This window comes from Lentzea sp. NBRC 105346 (assembly GCF_030269605.1).
Taxonomy (GTDB): Bacteria; Actinomycetota; Actinomycetes; order Mycobacteriales; family Pseudonocardiaceae; genus Lentzea.
Window position 1 is genome coordinate 52917 of record NZ_BSTQ01000006.1, and the last position, 13215, is coordinate 66131.

At 61.6% G+C, this 13215-nt stretch carries 17 protein-coding genes; 6 read left to right on the forward strand and 11 right to left on the reverse strand.

Annotation, left to right across the window (positions count from 1 at the left end):
* The 7 genes from QSK35_RS14665 to QSK35_RS14695 all read right to left on the reverse strand — a co-directional run bounded on the left by QSK35_RS14665 (position 1) and on the right by QSK35_RS14695 (position 5341).
* On the reverse strand, positions 1 to 648 hold the full coding sequence (locus QSK35_RS14665; RefSeq protein WP_285746258.1) for an ImmA/IrrE family metallo-endopeptidase: 648 nt from the start codon (positions 646 to 648) through the stop codon (positions 1 to 3).
* Positions 617 to 1000, reverse strand: a complete 384-nt coding sequence (locus QSK35_RS14670; RefSeq protein ID WP_285746259.1) for a helix-turn-helix domain-containing protein — start codon at positions 998 to 1000, stop codon at positions 617 to 619. The genes QSK35_RS14665 and QSK35_RS14670 overlap by 32 nt, the downstream gene beginning before the upstream one ends.
* A gap of 85 nt (positions 1001 to 1085) precedes the next feature.
* Positions 1086 to 1820, reverse strand: a complete 735-nt coding sequence (locus QSK35_RS14675; protein ID WP_285746261.1) for a replication-relaxation family protein — start codon at positions 1818 to 1820, stop codon at positions 1086 to 1088.
* A gap of 217 nt (positions 1821 to 2037) precedes the next feature.
* Positions 2038 to 4323 (reverse strand): type IV secretory system conjugative DNA transfer family protein, encoded by a 2286-nt coding sequence (locus QSK35_RS14680; protein WP_285746263.1) that lies wholly within the window; start codon positions 4321 to 4323, stop codon positions 2038 to 2040.
* Between the two features lie 328 nt (positions 4324 to 4651).
* Entirely contained in the window at positions 4652 to 4879 is a 228-nt protein-coding gene (locus tag QSK35_RS14685) for a hypothetical protein (protein WP_285746265.1), read from the reverse strand.
* Positions 4880 to 4893: 14 nt separating this feature from the next.
* Positions 4894 to 5058 (reverse strand): hypothetical protein, encoded by a 165-nt coding sequence (locus QSK35_RS14690; protein ID WP_285746267.1) that lies wholly within the window; start codon positions 5056 to 5058, stop codon positions 4894 to 4896.
* Positions 5059 to 5095: 37 nt separating this feature from the next.
* On the reverse strand, positions 5096 to 5341 hold the full coding sequence (locus tag QSK35_RS14695; RefSeq protein WP_285746269.1) for a hypothetical protein: 246 nt from the start codon (positions 5339 to 5341) through the stop codon (positions 5096 to 5098).
* Between the two features lie 744 nt (positions 5342 to 6085).
* On the opposite strand from QSK35_RS14695, the gene QSK35_RS14700 reads away from it, so the two are divergent.
* The 3 genes from QSK35_RS14700 to QSK35_RS14710 all read left to right on the forward strand — a co-directional run bounded on the left by QSK35_RS14700 (position 6086) and on the right by QSK35_RS14710 (position 8819).
* Positions 6086 to 7489 (forward strand): hypothetical protein, encoded by a 1404-nt coding sequence (locus QSK35_RS14700; protein WP_285746271.1) that lies wholly within the window; start codon positions 6086 to 6088, stop codon positions 7487 to 7489.
* Between the two features lie 170 nt (positions 7490 to 7659).
* Entirely contained in the window at positions 7660 to 8277 is a 618-nt protein-coding gene (locus QSK35_RS14705) for a NucA/NucB deoxyribonuclease domain-containing protein (RefSeq protein ID WP_285746272.1), read from the forward strand.
* Positions 8274 to 8819 (forward strand): DUF6461 domain-containing protein, encoded by a 546-nt coding sequence (locus tag QSK35_RS14710; RefSeq protein WP_285746274.1) that lies wholly within the window; start codon positions 8274 to 8276, stop codon positions 8817 to 8819. The genes QSK35_RS14705 and QSK35_RS14710 overlap by 4 nt, the downstream gene beginning before the upstream one ends.
* On the opposite strand, the gene QSK35_RS14715 is transcribed toward QSK35_RS14710, so the two are convergent.
* The 4 genes from QSK35_RS14715 to QSK35_RS14725 form a co-directional block, all read right to left on the reverse strand.
* Entirely contained in the window at positions 8816 to 9121 is a 306-nt protein-coding gene (locus QSK35_RS14715; RefSeq protein ID WP_285746276.1) for a hypothetical protein, read from the reverse strand. The genes QSK35_RS14710 and QSK35_RS14715 overlap by 4 nt on opposite strands.
* Positions 9122 to 9213: 92 nt before the next feature.
* Positions 9214 to 9390, reverse strand: coding sequence for a hypothetical protein (locus tag QSK35_RS14720; RefSeq protein ID WP_285746279.1), 177 nt, complete (start codon positions 9388 to 9390; stop codon positions 9214 to 9216).
* Between the two features lie 58 nt (positions 9391 to 9448).
* On the reverse strand, positions 9449 to 9889 hold the full coding sequence (locus QSK35_RS42725) for a recombinase family protein (RefSeq protein WP_352243876.1): 441 nt from the start codon (positions 9887 to 9889) through the stop codon (positions 9449 to 9451).
* Positions 9847 to 10215, reverse strand: coding sequence for a recombinase family protein (locus QSK35_RS14725; protein ID WP_285746281.1), 369 nt, complete (start codon positions 10213 to 10215; stop codon positions 9847 to 9849). Before QSK35_RS14725 ends, QSK35_RS42725 begins: the two co-directional genes overlap by 43 nt.
* Before the next feature lie 267 nt (positions 10216 to 10482).
* On the opposite strand from QSK35_RS14725, the gene QSK35_RS14730 reads away from it, so the two are divergent.
* The 3 genes from QSK35_RS14730 to QSK35_RS14740 all read left to right on the forward strand — a co-directional run bounded on the left by QSK35_RS14730 (position 10483) and on the right by QSK35_RS14740 (position 13208).
* Positions 10483 to 11808: a helix-turn-helix domain-containing protein gene (locus QSK35_RS14730; RefSeq protein ID WP_285746946.1), complete on the forward strand. Its 1326-nt coding sequence runs from the start codon at positions 10483 to 10485 to the stop codon at positions 11806 to 11808.
* A complete protein-coding gene (locus tag QSK35_RS14735) occupies positions 11805 to 12509 on the forward strand; it encodes a 2'-5' RNA ligase family protein (RefSeq protein WP_285746283.1) in 705 nt (234 codons plus the stop codon). The genes QSK35_RS14730 and QSK35_RS14735 overlap by 4 nt, the downstream gene beginning before the upstream one ends.
* Positions 12510 to 12587: 78 nt before the next feature.
* On the forward strand, positions 12588 to 13208 hold the full coding sequence (locus QSK35_RS14740) for a hypothetical protein (RefSeq protein WP_285746285.1): 621 nt from the start codon (positions 12588 to 12590) through the stop codon (positions 13206 to 13208).
* Positions 13209 to 13215 lie beyond the last annotated feature (7 nt).

A 13215-nucleotide genomic window follows, 5' to 3' on the forward strand; every position in this document is an offset into this window, starting at 1 on the left:
CTAGGCCGCGCAGCACAGCGCGTCGCCCAATGCTGCACCTGCTTGCCGGAAATACGTGCGTGGCTTCTCTTCGGGACGCTCGATCAGCCCCAGATCCCGTAACCGCTTGCTCATTGCCTCTGGCGACACATTGAACAGTCCGGCCATTAGGTCAACGTTCTGCGTTGCAAACCAATGCGACTTGACGAGCGCAGTAGGCATCAAGACGTGCGCAGCAAAGTGGTTGCAGATCAGTTCCATTTGCAGTTCTTTGCGCTTCTGGTCGCCGCTGCCAAGCCGTTCGTACAGGTGATCGCCATCGGTGAAGTCAAGCACGTGCTTGAACTCGTGGAGCAGCGAAAACCGTTGCCGCGTAAGCGGTTCGTTCTGGTTGATGAAGACCTGAACCTTACCCCCGACCGCATTCGTGGTCAGTCCGCTCTCTTCGCTGAGCTTATGGGCCGGGACGAAGTGCACGGGTACGGCGCGTTGCTCGATCAGCCAGATGAGGTTTATGTCTGGCTGGTCAGCTTCCGCCCATCGGCGAAATCGAGCCGCTTGCAGACGCGCTACCTGTATCGCTTCTCCGTAGCTGATCGCGCGCTTTGGTGCGAGCGAGCGCAACGACGTGATTAGCTCATTGACCGCTTTCTTGGTTGTTGTTGCCATTGGCTCCCTCCTTATCTTTCGCTTTTATGTACTGTTCAATCCTGCTGATGATCTCGTCTGCTTCTGCGTCGCTCACGCCGTATGTACTGCGGAAGAATGCCCGTCTCGTAGGCATCACCGCAGCCGGTTTCACGCCGATAAAGGCGAATGCTTCGGCCGGATCAAGTCCGAGTTCGTCTACGAACCGTTGCATCATCTCGGGTGTTGGCTTGCTACGCTCTCCGCGTTCCAGGCGATTCAGGTAGCCGCCGGTGATTCCCATGCGGCGAGCAAGTTCCTCACCTGACAGCTTGGCTGTCTCACGCGCTGCCCGCAGATACTCACCCAGTGCTATCGAGTGGTCTTCACTCATTCCATTTTCCTCCTGCTACTGCCCTCCATTATCCGCCAACCCTTGCCTACAGGCAAGGTTCATAACGCCGTAGAATCGGCAACATTCACGCCGAAAGCTCGTTCGCAACGAGTTTCACGGCGTCCGATTCGAGCGCTACCCGGAACAGTGCCCCGGACGTATCCGGTAGGCCGTTCACGAGTGCGGCAATATCCTGCCGTCGCTGCTCGTTCGGCACTGTGAAGAGAACACGGGGCATGACGTCGTCGCGCCCGAGCTGACCGCGACGCATGAAGTCTATGTAGGTGTCCAGCTTGCGCCGGATGGTCGGCAAATGCTCGGTAGCCTTATCGACTTCAACGGCCCAGTGGTCTTCAATCTCGCCACGACCGGCGACCACATACGCGTCCGGCTTAAGCCAACCGCCTAATCCGTCCCGAAGCCAGGCCGCAGGTTCAGCAAGAAATCCACTCAGCTCAAATAGTCCTGCCCGTTGCGCTTCAATGCACTGCACGTACAGCTCCGACACGGTGAGCGAATGTTGCAAGAATCGCTCACCGGGCAGCGCAGGCCGCCGCATTCTTCCCTCGCGAACCTTGTCAGCCTTTGATAGGCTGGACATGAGAGCGAGTCCGGCAGAATCCAACGCCCAAATCATTTGCGCGGAACCGCGTCGCGCACCGCCAACGCGGCGATCAAAAGGAACAATGACGCGCCAATCTGCCAAACGCTTGAGTACACGAGCACGAACAACAGAACGGCTTTTGCCAGTCAATTCAGAAAAGTGAAGCCGTTCAATATGGGCGCTGGTCAGGAGACGGACGGCGTGCAGGTCAGCCATGATCCGATGATCGCGGCCGGCCAGGTGCTCGGAGAGCCAGGCGACGTGGGCATGTCGTACGCGCTGAGGCTGGCGGCCCCCGCTCGTGTAAGTACTCATGGGGAACCCCAGAGTGTCCCTGGCGCTATCCAGCTGATCGTGCCCCTGACCAGTGGCGTCCAGCCAACGAGGTTCCCAGCGGCACCAACACCGAGGACAACACCGATACCAACAGCGGTCATGATCCACCTCCGCGGATGCGGCGGCCGACCGGTGACGTACTGCCGGTTGCTGCTGTTCGTGCTCGCAGTCCGGCTTCTACAGCCGTCCTTTCCATGCCGTGCCTGTCCCTGCTGTGGGCGGCCAGCTCGGACGCGTCTCGGAGCGGCTTCTCCAGGGGCAGCGTTGTGAGCGTCACCGGGGACACCGTGACTCCGTTGACGCATGGCCTCAGCGCAGCCTCGTAAGGCTGCAAGCCTTGAAGCTCATCAGCACTCAGCGGGGCGAACCGGGATGCAAGGGCGGTCGCATCGTCGCGCTCGACCGCGAACACGAGCTGGCTGCGCACCGTTCCGAGCAAGGCCGTCCTGATGGCCTGCGGCACCTGGTCGATGAACTGCGTGGCCAAGGTGATCCCGAGGCCCAAGCCGCGCGCCTGGCTAAGCATCTCGCTCAGCGGCACCGGCAAGCGCATCAGGTCAGGTGCTTCGTCGATGTAGGCGAAGACTGGTCGCCGTGCTTCCTGGGGCACGGCTGTGCGTGACAGCGTTGCCTGCCACAACAGCATGACCAACAGCGATCCCAGCAGATTCGCGGTCTCGGTACCGATGCTGCCCTTGGCCAGCGAGACCAAGACGACTTTCCGCTTCGTGAAGACGTCGCGGAAGTCGAAGCCGGTTGTCTGCCCAAGCATGAGGCGGATTGGCGTTCGACTTGTGAACGCCTCAACCTTGTGCAGCAAGGGATTGATGACCTGTTGTCGCTCCCCTTCGGACAGTGCCTCGAACCGCTGCCAGTAGGCCCGTGCGGTATCGGGTACCCCAGCCTGGCGGACGACGAAACGTCGGAAGGACGGCTCGGTGAGGAGCGGCACCAACTCGCACAGCGTCAACGCTGACCCATCCACGCCACGTGCGTGCACAAGGGTGTTCAACGCAGCACGACACAGGCTGTCGCTTCGGGGCCCCCAGAAGTCCGACCAGATCGAGCGGAAGACCCCAAGCACGTTGTCGGCCAGGAGCTCACGGCTCGTTTCATCGTGCGCACCGCCGAGGATGTTCAGCCCGATGGGCTGGTTACGCTGGCTCGCGTCGATCATGACCACCCGGTCGGTGTCGGCTGGATCTATCCGGCCGAGGATGTCCGTTATCAGGTCGCCTTTCGGGTCGATGACGACCGTGCCGAAACCAGCCTTGATGTCCTGCAACGCCATACGTGCCAGCAACCAACTCTTGCCCGCACCGGTCGGCGCAATCACCGACATGTGTCGCAGCCGATCATTCGGCCGCAGCCCAATGCGGCGGTTGGTGAGTCCGAGGTAGTTCGACACCCCGAGCACGTTGCCGCCACTTGGTACCTGTGGCCCTGGCGGCAGTTGTCGCGCAGGACTCGGAGCCATGCCCGGCAGCACCAGGCCGGAGACGGGCAGGCCGACGAGGCCAGCCGCTTCACTGGTTCGCAGCAGCACCGGCCAATGGATGAGCGGCACTGCTCGCTCAGTCAGTCGCTGCGCCACAGTCGTAGTTGGGAGCCACCGCCGCACGAGCTGTACGCCAGGGTTGTTCAGGCCGTGCAGATTGCTCCACACCCTACCGAACAACGCGTGTGCTTGCGCGCTGCTTGGCGCGGCCACGCCAATACGTGCCACTGCCAGCAGATGCGGTTCGCGTGACTTCAGACGTGCCGCTTTGACTGCTTCCGCGTCATGTGGTGATGCGTTCTCCCACATCCAGGCGGGCGATGCATTCGCGACAGCGTTTGGTGTCGAAACTGGGCGCGGCGTGCCTCCGCTGGTCACTATCCACTGCATACGGATCACCGCATCACCGGATACAGGCTGAAGTGATGAAATCAGGGCTGCGTTTGTGACCTCGGCGCGAACGTCAGCAAGTGGACGCCGCAAGTTAGTGATCCGTGCTTCTCCCGCGACGTTGAACGCCGGACGCTCATTGAGATAGTCCGCAGCCTCTATTACAGCCGTGCCGGGCATGGTCGCCTGGATACCAGCCAGAATCCTGGCCTCATTGCCCTTGGTGACGAGCACATATATGGCGATGCCGGCCGCGGTGCTCGAAACCTCTACACAGACAGGCGGTAAAGGCAGGAGTGCCAGCCGCGTCGGATGGGTTATAGCTGCGATATGCCCGAGCCATGAACCGACCTGCTCAGCGGTGAGCTTTGACGATGGCTGTAGCCGATAGGCCACCAAGGATCTTCGCCAGCTCATCGCTTCAAGCCGACGTGCGGCCACGATAGCGAGCATGGGGATCGTTCCCAGCAGCACGAGTAGGAATGCCATCATCATGACGCCTCCTCCTCAGTTCCGTCGTGCTCGTGGCACTCATCGCCACGAGTTTGTTCCTCGCCGTGTATCTGCTCGCCTAAAGCGATCACGGCCTGCGCTAAGAGATCCAAGTCAATCTCCTTGCGCCGCGACCCTGTAATTCGTATATACCAATCTCCCATCCGTTGCCCTCGCGCTTGCCGTTGATAAGTCAGTGACCTTGCCCGCAGGCAAGGCCCTTATTTGTTCTTATGCCTTGCCTACAGGCAAGGGTCAAGCGGTAGAATCGACAACGGCGCGAATGACAGAGATGATCGGTCACTCGCGCCGTACGCGGGATATGGAACGACTATTCGCCCGGCACGTAGTCCTCACGCGCGAACTCCCACGCAAGCGGGTCAGCGGCCAAAGCCGTCGCCCGTGCCCGTTCAGCCTGGAGCGCACAGCGGCAGTTCTGCGGGTACAGCTCCCGCAGTTCCTCGTACATCCGCAGCAGCTCATCCTGCCCGTCCCGCAGCTCGGTGACTGCGGCCTGGAGCGCGTCCAGCCCATCGGGGGCCGGTTCCTGGTCTTGCATCGGTACGTCTCCTCTCAGGCCAGGCGCTTGCGAACGAGCCGCACAACCCAGATGGCCACGCCGATCAGGACGAGCGCGATGACGAACGGTGCGACGAAGACGGCCACCTCGTACATGAGCTGCACGGCGACCAGAACGACGAAAAAGCAGAAGAACACCTTCACGAAGAACACGAACATGACAAACCTCCCTCCGAGGTTCGAGAAGGAAAAAGAATCACTGCCGCCGGTTCGAGATGACCCAGAGCAGTGAAATGAGAATGACTCCCGCCATCATGGCCGGCATCGCCGATGCGACGTAGCCGTACAGCAGATCCCAGCCAGCCAACAGGTCACGGTTCATGGACTCAGGAAGCACCGGCGTCAAGATTGCCACCAGCAATTTGAGCACAATGCCCACCACAACGAGCACGCCCGCCACCGCGGCTACACGGAACAGAATTGCCCCGATACCTTGGCGCATAGCTTTCCTTATATGGAGTTACCAAACGACAACTCCCCGGAGAAGAATCATCCGATGGGGAGTGCCGGGCGATTGCCCTGACGCATCCCAGATTGCACGAGGGAAATTGGGAGGTCGAGCAAATGAACAGCAGAACAGCACGTGCACAGCGCGTCTGCGCAGGTTGCGGCGTTGGAGTGCGCGGGAACTGAACAGTAGAGTGAACAGCTTGAACAGTGCCGTAGCGGGGCTACTCGGGTTGCGCAGGAGGCATGGGGCCTGCCTCACCTGGAGGCGGAGGTATGTCGCCAGGGCCTGGGGTATCCCCGATGATCCGCTGTGCGGCCTCGGCGGCGGCGTCGGCTTCGAGGAGTCGTGCTAGCCGTTCGCGAGCAAGTGTCTCACTCAGCCCTGACTGATACTCGTCGATCGTTTCGCCAGTGCCATATTTGGCCACGACATCGACGCCGGGTTCTTCTTTGGCCTTCTCAAGGAGATGCTGATCCCATATGGCGCGCATTCGCGCGTCGCTGCTATCCAATGGCTCACCATAGACATCTACGCCTTGAATCTCTGGTTCTTGTCCACGACGTCTTTCGGGCACTTGCGTTTATCCTACTTACTGCACTAGTTATAACATTTCCGGCGTCGTAGGTGAACCCGCTGGCGTATGATGTGCGTCCGGCAGATGGAAGGAGGGACTTGCAAACTTCTGAGGCTGACGTACTGCGCGCGTGCCTGACTGAACTTGCCCAGGGACGCGGCGTGCAGCGTGACGACCTGGTGTCCCTCTTCAAGGAAAAACTGGCCCCGCTTCAGCGGAAATGGGGAATTAACCTAAGTAGCGCAGAGTTCGCGCGTAGAACTGTGGCTGCGAACCTTAAGGTTCATCTGGAAACACTTGCACGAGGCGAAAAATTCAATAGCGCCGTATGGATCAGTTTCAACCTGACTGGATCGCAAGCTTTGCATGAGACCGGACTCGACCAGCGGCGTCTTTGGCTACAAGATGCAGCGCCTAGGCACGTGAGGATGTCTGTAAGCACCGCGCGTCGTTACCTTGCGGAAGCAATCGGGATAATCGTTGACCAACTAACCGCACCCGACTACCAGCCCGTTATTACCCAGGACGCAACAGCAGCGCCAGCCGACGTTCCAGAAACCCCGCCCGCCCCCAAGCCAGCGCAGAAGCTCCCGCCCACAACACCACTCCCGCCACTCCCGCAACCGGCTTTCATCAAGGAGTCCACACCCGAGCGCATCTTGCAGGCCCAGACTTTCCCGAACCGACGTGCAGTCATGGCCGGACTCCGCACGCGCTTTGACCTGGATTCGGACACGCCGGACGCCGACATTGACCACGCTTCGCTTGCCGTCAAGCGCTACGGCAGCTACGGCCGGAAAAAGCAAGAAGACGCGGCCATCCGACTTGCGCAGACTGAAGCCGGGTACTTTGGCGTTGCGCAGGTACACAAGACCGTTCTCGAAATGTATCGAGCGATGGCGCCAGCTTTGCCGCTCGTGGTGAAAATCTCCGAAGCCGCGGAGCGCGCTGGACGATTCGATCTGGCCCTTTCGCACGAGCAGCACACGGAAATGCTCAGCCTCCTGCGGTTCGAGGAGGAAAGCCCCGAGAAGTACGATCTCTACAACGGTCTCATTGACCGTGCGTACCTGGACCTAGCGATGCGCATCGGCCCGGCAGGACTCATCACCTCGCGCACGCAATGTGTTCTAAACCTGGCCAATGCGCTGCGTCTTGGCATCCTGAACGCCCGGATTAACTATCTTCGAATTGATGATAGCGCTGAACTTCTGGGCAGGCTGACAGGCTTTGTAGATAACCTGCAACGACTCAGCAGTTCGGCCACGCCGGCCGTGTCCCACATCCTCCGTACCAGGCTCTATGAGCCGAGCGAGGGTGCGCGACGCGATGCAAAAGAGATGATCTGGCAACACCTGCCGGATGAATACGTGCAGTACGAAGATGGATCGTACGCAGTCGACCCGTTCACGGGTGAGCGATTGCCGATTCTCGACGTGAAGTATCATCCGGACGTTGCGCGCGGTTATTGGGAGCAAGTAGACCCGGCATCACTGCCCAGCGACTTTCCGCCTGGTAAAGACTTTCTCGGCCGCGACCGGGCACTACGCCCAAAATCTGACTAGCTCGTAGCTGATTCGTTTCTACTTAGGGTTGCTTGAAGACCCCGAAACCCTATTTCCGCTGCTCCATCCGGGCGTACCTCCGACCGAGCAGCACAGTTCGTGCCCGAACCACTGCTACAACTCGCCGTGCCAGCACAGCGACAGTCAGTAGCAGGGGGACGCGAAGGCAGATGGCACGCACCAAGTCTGGAACTGGCCTCTTCTGGCCCGTCGTGATCGTCGTCGGTCTCATGGCGGTCTTCGGCGCGAACACGGTCATCGACACCGGCAAGGACTTGCTCGGCATCGGCGATGAACCGGCCTCGGAGTACGTCACGTCGCCGGACGGTCACGGCAAAACGAAGACCTGCACGGCCGCCCAGGTGCTGAACGACCGCCGCTGTGGGGATCTCAAGATTCTGGTCATCGACGCCAAGCGGATGTCGTTCATCGGTCGCAACATTCAACTCGCCTGGGGCCAGGGCATCCCCGCCGTGCTGACCCGCAACTCTGCCAAGCAGGCCACCAACCGCGCAGCGGCCTGCGGCAGCTTCGTGCCGAAGTACGGCGGCAGTTGTGATGAGTACGCCTTTGCCACCACCGACGAGGGCGGCAACGGTTCCCGCATCGAGGAAGTGCCGCTCCGCGAACAGCGCTGCCAGGGCGGTGCGATTGCAGGCGGCTACTCCAAGGCCAAGATTGGGCAGGGAGATCAGTTCCTCGTGGTGATCTCGAACCCGGACAAGATCGCCCCAACTGCCTTCACGGGCGATGACATCGCGGAGGATCAGGCACAATGCCTCGTGTGAGTGACTACGCCTGGGCGGACGCGGCCTATGACCTCGCCTGGTCGCTAGCGGTCGTCCAGGGCCGGACGGACGACGAGTTGCGCGACGCATACGGCGTTACTAACGACGCGCCCGAGTCGCTGACGTTCGATGCGGCGTTCGAGCTGCGCAGCGAGCACGAAGACGCGTTTGCTCTCATCCAGGTGAAGCGCCACCTGGACTACGCACTCGTGATCGAGCCGAACGGCTGGGTCGGCAACGCCCCAGAGGTAGCCCGCAAGCTTTCGAGCCCCGAGGGGTTGTTCCTCTCGCTGTACTGGAGTCCGAGCGGCCACCAGTTCGTACAAGCCACGGACGGCCAGATCACCGGCCGCTTTGACCCGACGTTCATCGGGCTGCCCGCCGGAGCGAATGACATGCTTCCCGGTTGGGTGGAGCCGGAAGACTTTCCCCTGGAGCGCTTGAAGTCTGCGAGCCTCGAAGCCGTCGAACGCGTCACGGGGTTGGCGTTCGATCCGGCCTGGCTCGAAGAAGAGCTACCGACCTACCGCGTGCCGGTCTAAGCCAGCTTCCGCAGCCCGTTGAGCACCTGGCTCAACACGAGCGGATCACGTTGAAACCACAGCGGTTCGTTTGTCTCGTCAGGCTCCGGAAAGACGGTGTTTCGTGGTCGCTGGGGCAGCTCGCCGGCCGAATCCGCGGTGACCTCTTCGCCGCGCATGGCGGGGATCGTCGGCATGATTCCTGTCGGCCAGTCGTCATCGTCGCGTTGGCGCGCAATCCCTTGTGCGTCAAGGTCTTGCGTTCGCCAGTGCAGGCGGAGCGAGTGCCCAGCATTTGCCTCGCGCTCAAGCAGCTCGGCCACCGGAACGGCTCCCGGTCGGCAGCCGTCATGCTTGGCTGTGCATCGTCGGTTCGCCGACTCGACAGGCTGGACAGCCGCCGCAGATCGTCCGCTCATCGTGTCTGTCCAAGCGTTGCTATCGGGGAATCTGGATGTCTGGCCGCCGCTTCACGCAGCTTGCGGAGGGCGCTCTCAGCCGCGTTGATAAAGGCCGGTTCGCCGGACGCGGTCACCACGACGGCCGCCCGGCTGATCGCCGCCAGCTCGGCGGCGGTGAGTTGCACCGTCACCGCCGACAGGTCCTCTGCGGGTGGCTTCTTGGGCTTCGCTGCACGCGCCATAACCCGGCTACCACGGGAGTGTTGGCGTCGTGTGAGCGTCCCGAATATCCGCAATGCTCGGCTGCACGACGAACAGCAGACAGCCCTGTTGCCGCAGGAGCACCGCAGCGCCCAGCACCTCACCGTGATAGCCCGAGAGGTGCCCAAGTGACGGCATGACAACGCCTGCGGGGCGATGGATGCTCACGAGCCGATGCAAGGCGTGAAATCCCGGACGTCGAAGCGGAGCCTGTACGCCGGTGTCAGCGCACACGGTGCCAAGCACCAATCGGTGCTCGACTGCCCAGCGCTTGAGCGCCAACCGTGCGTCAGGCACCGAGCCGAGTTGGTCGGCTGACACCCGTACGTAGCCGAAGACTTCCGTACCAGGAGGCAACCGCCGTGTGAGCGTAGGGACGATGCGGATCACGCCGACACGCCGTTCCCGCTGATGACGAACAGCTTGCACGCGGCGCTCGTGATGCGGTCTTTCAGTACGTTCCGGAGGCCGCTCTCGGTCGACAGGTCGTCGAGCGTCGGCACGACCACGCCGAACGTGTCCGGGAACGACAGCACGTCGACCAGGGCCGTGAACCCCATCCGCGCCACGGTGTCAGCGGGCACCTGGCGATCTATGAAGACCGCACCCAGCCAACACCCGTGCGCGGCTGCCACCACCGCCATCTGCTTACGCAGCAAGGCAATCTCGATCTCGTCCGGCTCTTCCATGCGGATGTAGCCGTACATCACCTTCTGGAGCAGTCCGCCGGTTGTTGGGTCGGCCGGGAACGGCATCACAGCGCTACCTCTGTCGTCAGCGTGGCGGGCATGGGCGGCACCTGAACGCCAGGGCTTTTCGGGGGTTGTGCGGGCAAGGGTCGAGGGAGAGAAGCCCCGCCCGCGCCCCGGTCGGGGTGCCGCCAACGTCCAGGTGCCTGAAACCCACTCAAGCCCGGCCCTCGGACTGTGGGTAAGTGTGTGGCGACGCATTGCCACACAGACCGCCACCTGCGACTACGCTTCTGGGGGAGCAATCGCGGCGACACTGGACGGGTGAACGACATGACGCGGGAAGCGGCAGCAATCGCGGAGCTGCGCCGCACCCTCGGTAAGCGACTCGCCGGGTTCCGCAAGGCCGCCAAGCTCACGCAGGCCCAACTTGGGGCAGCCGTGCACTGCCACCGGACGACCCTCGCCCACCTGGAGATCGGGCGCGGCCGTGCCGACGAAGACTTGTGGGCGCGTGCCGATGAAGCCTGTCAGGCAGACGGCGCACTACTCGCTGCGTTCCAGGAGTTCGAGGCGCAGCGGCAAGCTCACCTGCACCAAGCCAAGATGGTTGAACTGGCCGCTGTCCATGAGCGCCTAGAGACCTGGCGAACGGTGCCACTCGGGGGAGACGAGCCATTTACTGCGCATGGAGTTTCTGCACCCGGTCAGTCGCTCGCTGGACTCATCGACGTGCTTGGCCCAGCCCAGACGCTCACCACCGCCGCCGAGTACACCAGGGGGATCATCCAGCGCTACGAGCTGGAAGGGCCGCAGCGTCTTGCCCCGGAGCTGTTCAGCCTGCGGCAGCTCAACCAGGAGCTCGGTAAGCGCATCGAAGAAGCCGACCGCGCAGCGCTGACAAAGCTCAGTGCGCAGCAGGCCGCCTTGCTGGCCTACATGGCGGTGAACCTCAGTCGGTATGCCGACGCCGATCACTTCGCGCTTGAAGCGGGCTTGCTGGCAACGGCGCTCGGCGACAACGGGATGCTTGCATGGGTTAAGGGCACACAGAGCTTCACGGCCTACTACCGCAAGCAGTACCGGGAGGCCTTGGTTCTGGCCGAGGCTGGTGTTGAGATCGCCGGATCGGACTCGCAGCGCATCCGGCTACTGTCGAACGGCGTCGCGCGGGCGGCTGGAAAGCTCGGCGATCGGCGAACGGTCGAACGGGCGGTCAGCGAAGCGCTCGACCTCGCTACCAGGGCAAACGGCCCAGCCGGCATGGGCTCCTGCATCGACCTCGAACCGTACGGTTGGGCGCGTACTGCCTCGAACGCTGCGACGGCGTATCTGGCCGTTGGCGACTACGCGCGGGTGCTCGAATTGACCCAGGAACTCCGGCCGATCGTGGCCGCGTCCCAATCCGACTGGAGCCGATCGCTCGTCAGCCTGGACGAGGCAACCGCCCTGACGATGAGCGCCCGTGCTGATCTGGAGCACGCGGCAGCCGTCGGCATGGAGGCCCTGGAGATGTCGGCCGCCAAGCCGATTGCTTCGGTCGGCTCTCGGGCGCGTGAGCTGGCAATGAGCCTGCACCAACGCGGCTGGGGCCACGCAAGCGTGAACTTTCTGGACGCAGTACGCGAGTGGCATAAACCAAAGGAGATCGGTCGGTGACGTTTCCGGCGCAGCCCCCTGCCAGTCTCGATGACCCTACGGTTATCCAGGCCCATGACTGGGAGGCGTTCCGCAGCGCCGGACACATGCAGAACCACTGGAGCCGCGCCACCTGGACGGTTCCGCGTCGGACGTATCACTGGATGCTGTCGTTTCACGATGCGCCCGATGTGCGGGAGCTGGCCGCGAAATGCCAAGCCAACATCGACCGACCCGAGTTCGATCTCATCCCGCTTGACCTCGTCCATATGACCATCGGGCGGATTGCCTTTACTGACGAGATTGACCGTCCGACGATTGCGCGGCTTGCAGAGGCAGCGCAGGCCAGTTGTGCCACGCTGCCCGCCTTTGATCTCACCGTAGGGCCGCTGACCGGTTCACGCGGCGCACTGCGCTACTCGGTTGCGCCGTGGTCGCCGTTGCTCGAACTACACCGCCGCTTGAGTGCTGTCACGAGCGAACAGCTCGGTAGCGCCGATCGGCTCGATACCGAGCGTTTCAGGCCGCACATCAGCATTGCCTACAGTAATGCGGATGTACCCCTGGCTGGCCTCCTCCCGCTTATGAATGAGCTGCGTACGTTCGGAACGGCTCCTACGAAAGTCACCGCGGCTTCGCTGGTGGAATTGCGACTTGAAGACCGCGTGTATCGGTACGAGGAAGTGTCTCGCATTCCTCTGGGAGTCGGCACGCAATCTTGATCGGCACAGCTTTGCGCTTGCAGAAAATCGTGTAGTTCCTGCATAATTCGGCATAGATCAACCTAAACGAGACAATCTATGTCGAAAACACAGTCACAAAAGGGATTCGGCGCTATCGGGGTAGTTGCAATTATCCTGGTTATAGCCGTCGTTGCGTTCGCAGGCTGGTACGTCTGGAACAAGAGCAAGAAAGACGACACCAAGCCAACCGGCCAAACTGCGCAGAACCAAGACCAACCTAAACCCGATGAGCAGAAGCCTGCTGATCCCACGGAAGGTGGAAAGTATCTCGTCATCTCTGAGTGGGGCGTGAGGTTCCCATTACCTGAAAGCCAACGAGGCGACGTTAAGTACGGCATTGAGACCTACAAGAGCGATGGCGCACAAGCCGCCTGGTTTGAAGTTGGAAAGATTGCAAACTTGCCGGATAGTAACTGCAAGCTTCATGCGGCTGGCGTTAATAGCACCGGGCAATCTGGTGGTATCGGAGTTGTTCTCTCAAGGGAGAGTCAACCACTTCCCGCTGACGAAGCCGGAGTCTATAACTCGACTGTGCCCCACGTTGGGGACTACTGGTATTACGTTGGAAGATCCAGAGGTTCGTGCTCTCCTACCGAGGCGAGCCAACAGTTGGAACTTGACGCTGGGTTCGCTCTTTTGACGTCGCTAACCCGCCTCGAAGCCGTACCGCGCCAATAGAAGAAAT

What these genes read in the sequence shown, in the direction of transcription:
- QSK35_RS14665 (WP_285746258.1), bottom strand. Translation starts at nt 648, where the DNA reads ATGGCAACAACAACCAAGAAAGCGGTCAATGAGCTAATCACGTCGTTG.
- QSK35_RS14670 (WP_285746259.1), bottom strand. Translation starts at nt 1,000, where the DNA reads ATGAGTGAAGACCACTCGATAGCACTGGGTGAGTATCTGCGGGCAGCG.
- QSK35_RS14675 (WP_285746261.1), bottom strand. Translation starts at nt 1,820, where the DNA reads ATGGCTGACCTGCACGCCGTCCGTCTCCTGACCAGCGCCCATATTGAA.
- QSK35_RS14680 (WP_285746263.1), bottom strand. Translation starts at nt 4,323, where the DNA reads ATGATGATGGCATTCCTACTCGTGCTGCTGGGAACGATCCCCATGCTC.
- QSK35_RS14685 (WP_285746265.1), bottom strand. Translation starts at nt 4,879, where the DNA reads ATGCAAGACCAGGAACCGGCCCCCGATGGGCTGGACGCGCTCCAGGCC.
- QSK35_RS14690 (WP_285746267.1), bottom strand. Translation starts at nt 5,058, where the DNA reads ATGTTCGTGTTCTTCGTGAAGGTGTTCTTCTGCTTTTTCGTCGTTCTG.
- QSK35_RS14695 (WP_285746269.1), bottom strand. Translation starts at nt 5,341, where the DNA reads ATGCGCCAAGGTATCGGGGCAATTCTGTTCCGTGTAGCCGCGGTGGCG.
- QSK35_RS14705 (WP_285746272.1), top strand. Translation starts at nt 7,660, where the DNA reads ATGGCACGCACCAAGTCTGGAACTGGCCTCTTCTGGCCCGTCGTGATC.
- QSK35_RS14725 (WP_285746281.1), bottom strand. Translation starts at nt 10,215, where the DNA reads ATGCCGTTCCCGGCCGACCCAACAACCGGCGGACTGCTCCAGAAGGTG.
- QSK35_RS14730 (WP_285746946.1), top strand. Translation starts at nt 10,483, where the DNA reads ATGACGCGGGAAGCGGCAGCAATCGCGGAGCTGCGCCGCACCCTCGGT.
- QSK35_RS14740 (WP_285746285.1), top strand. Translation starts at nt 12,588, where the DNA reads ATGTCGAAAACACAGTCACAAAAGGGATTCGGCGCTATCGGGGTAGTT.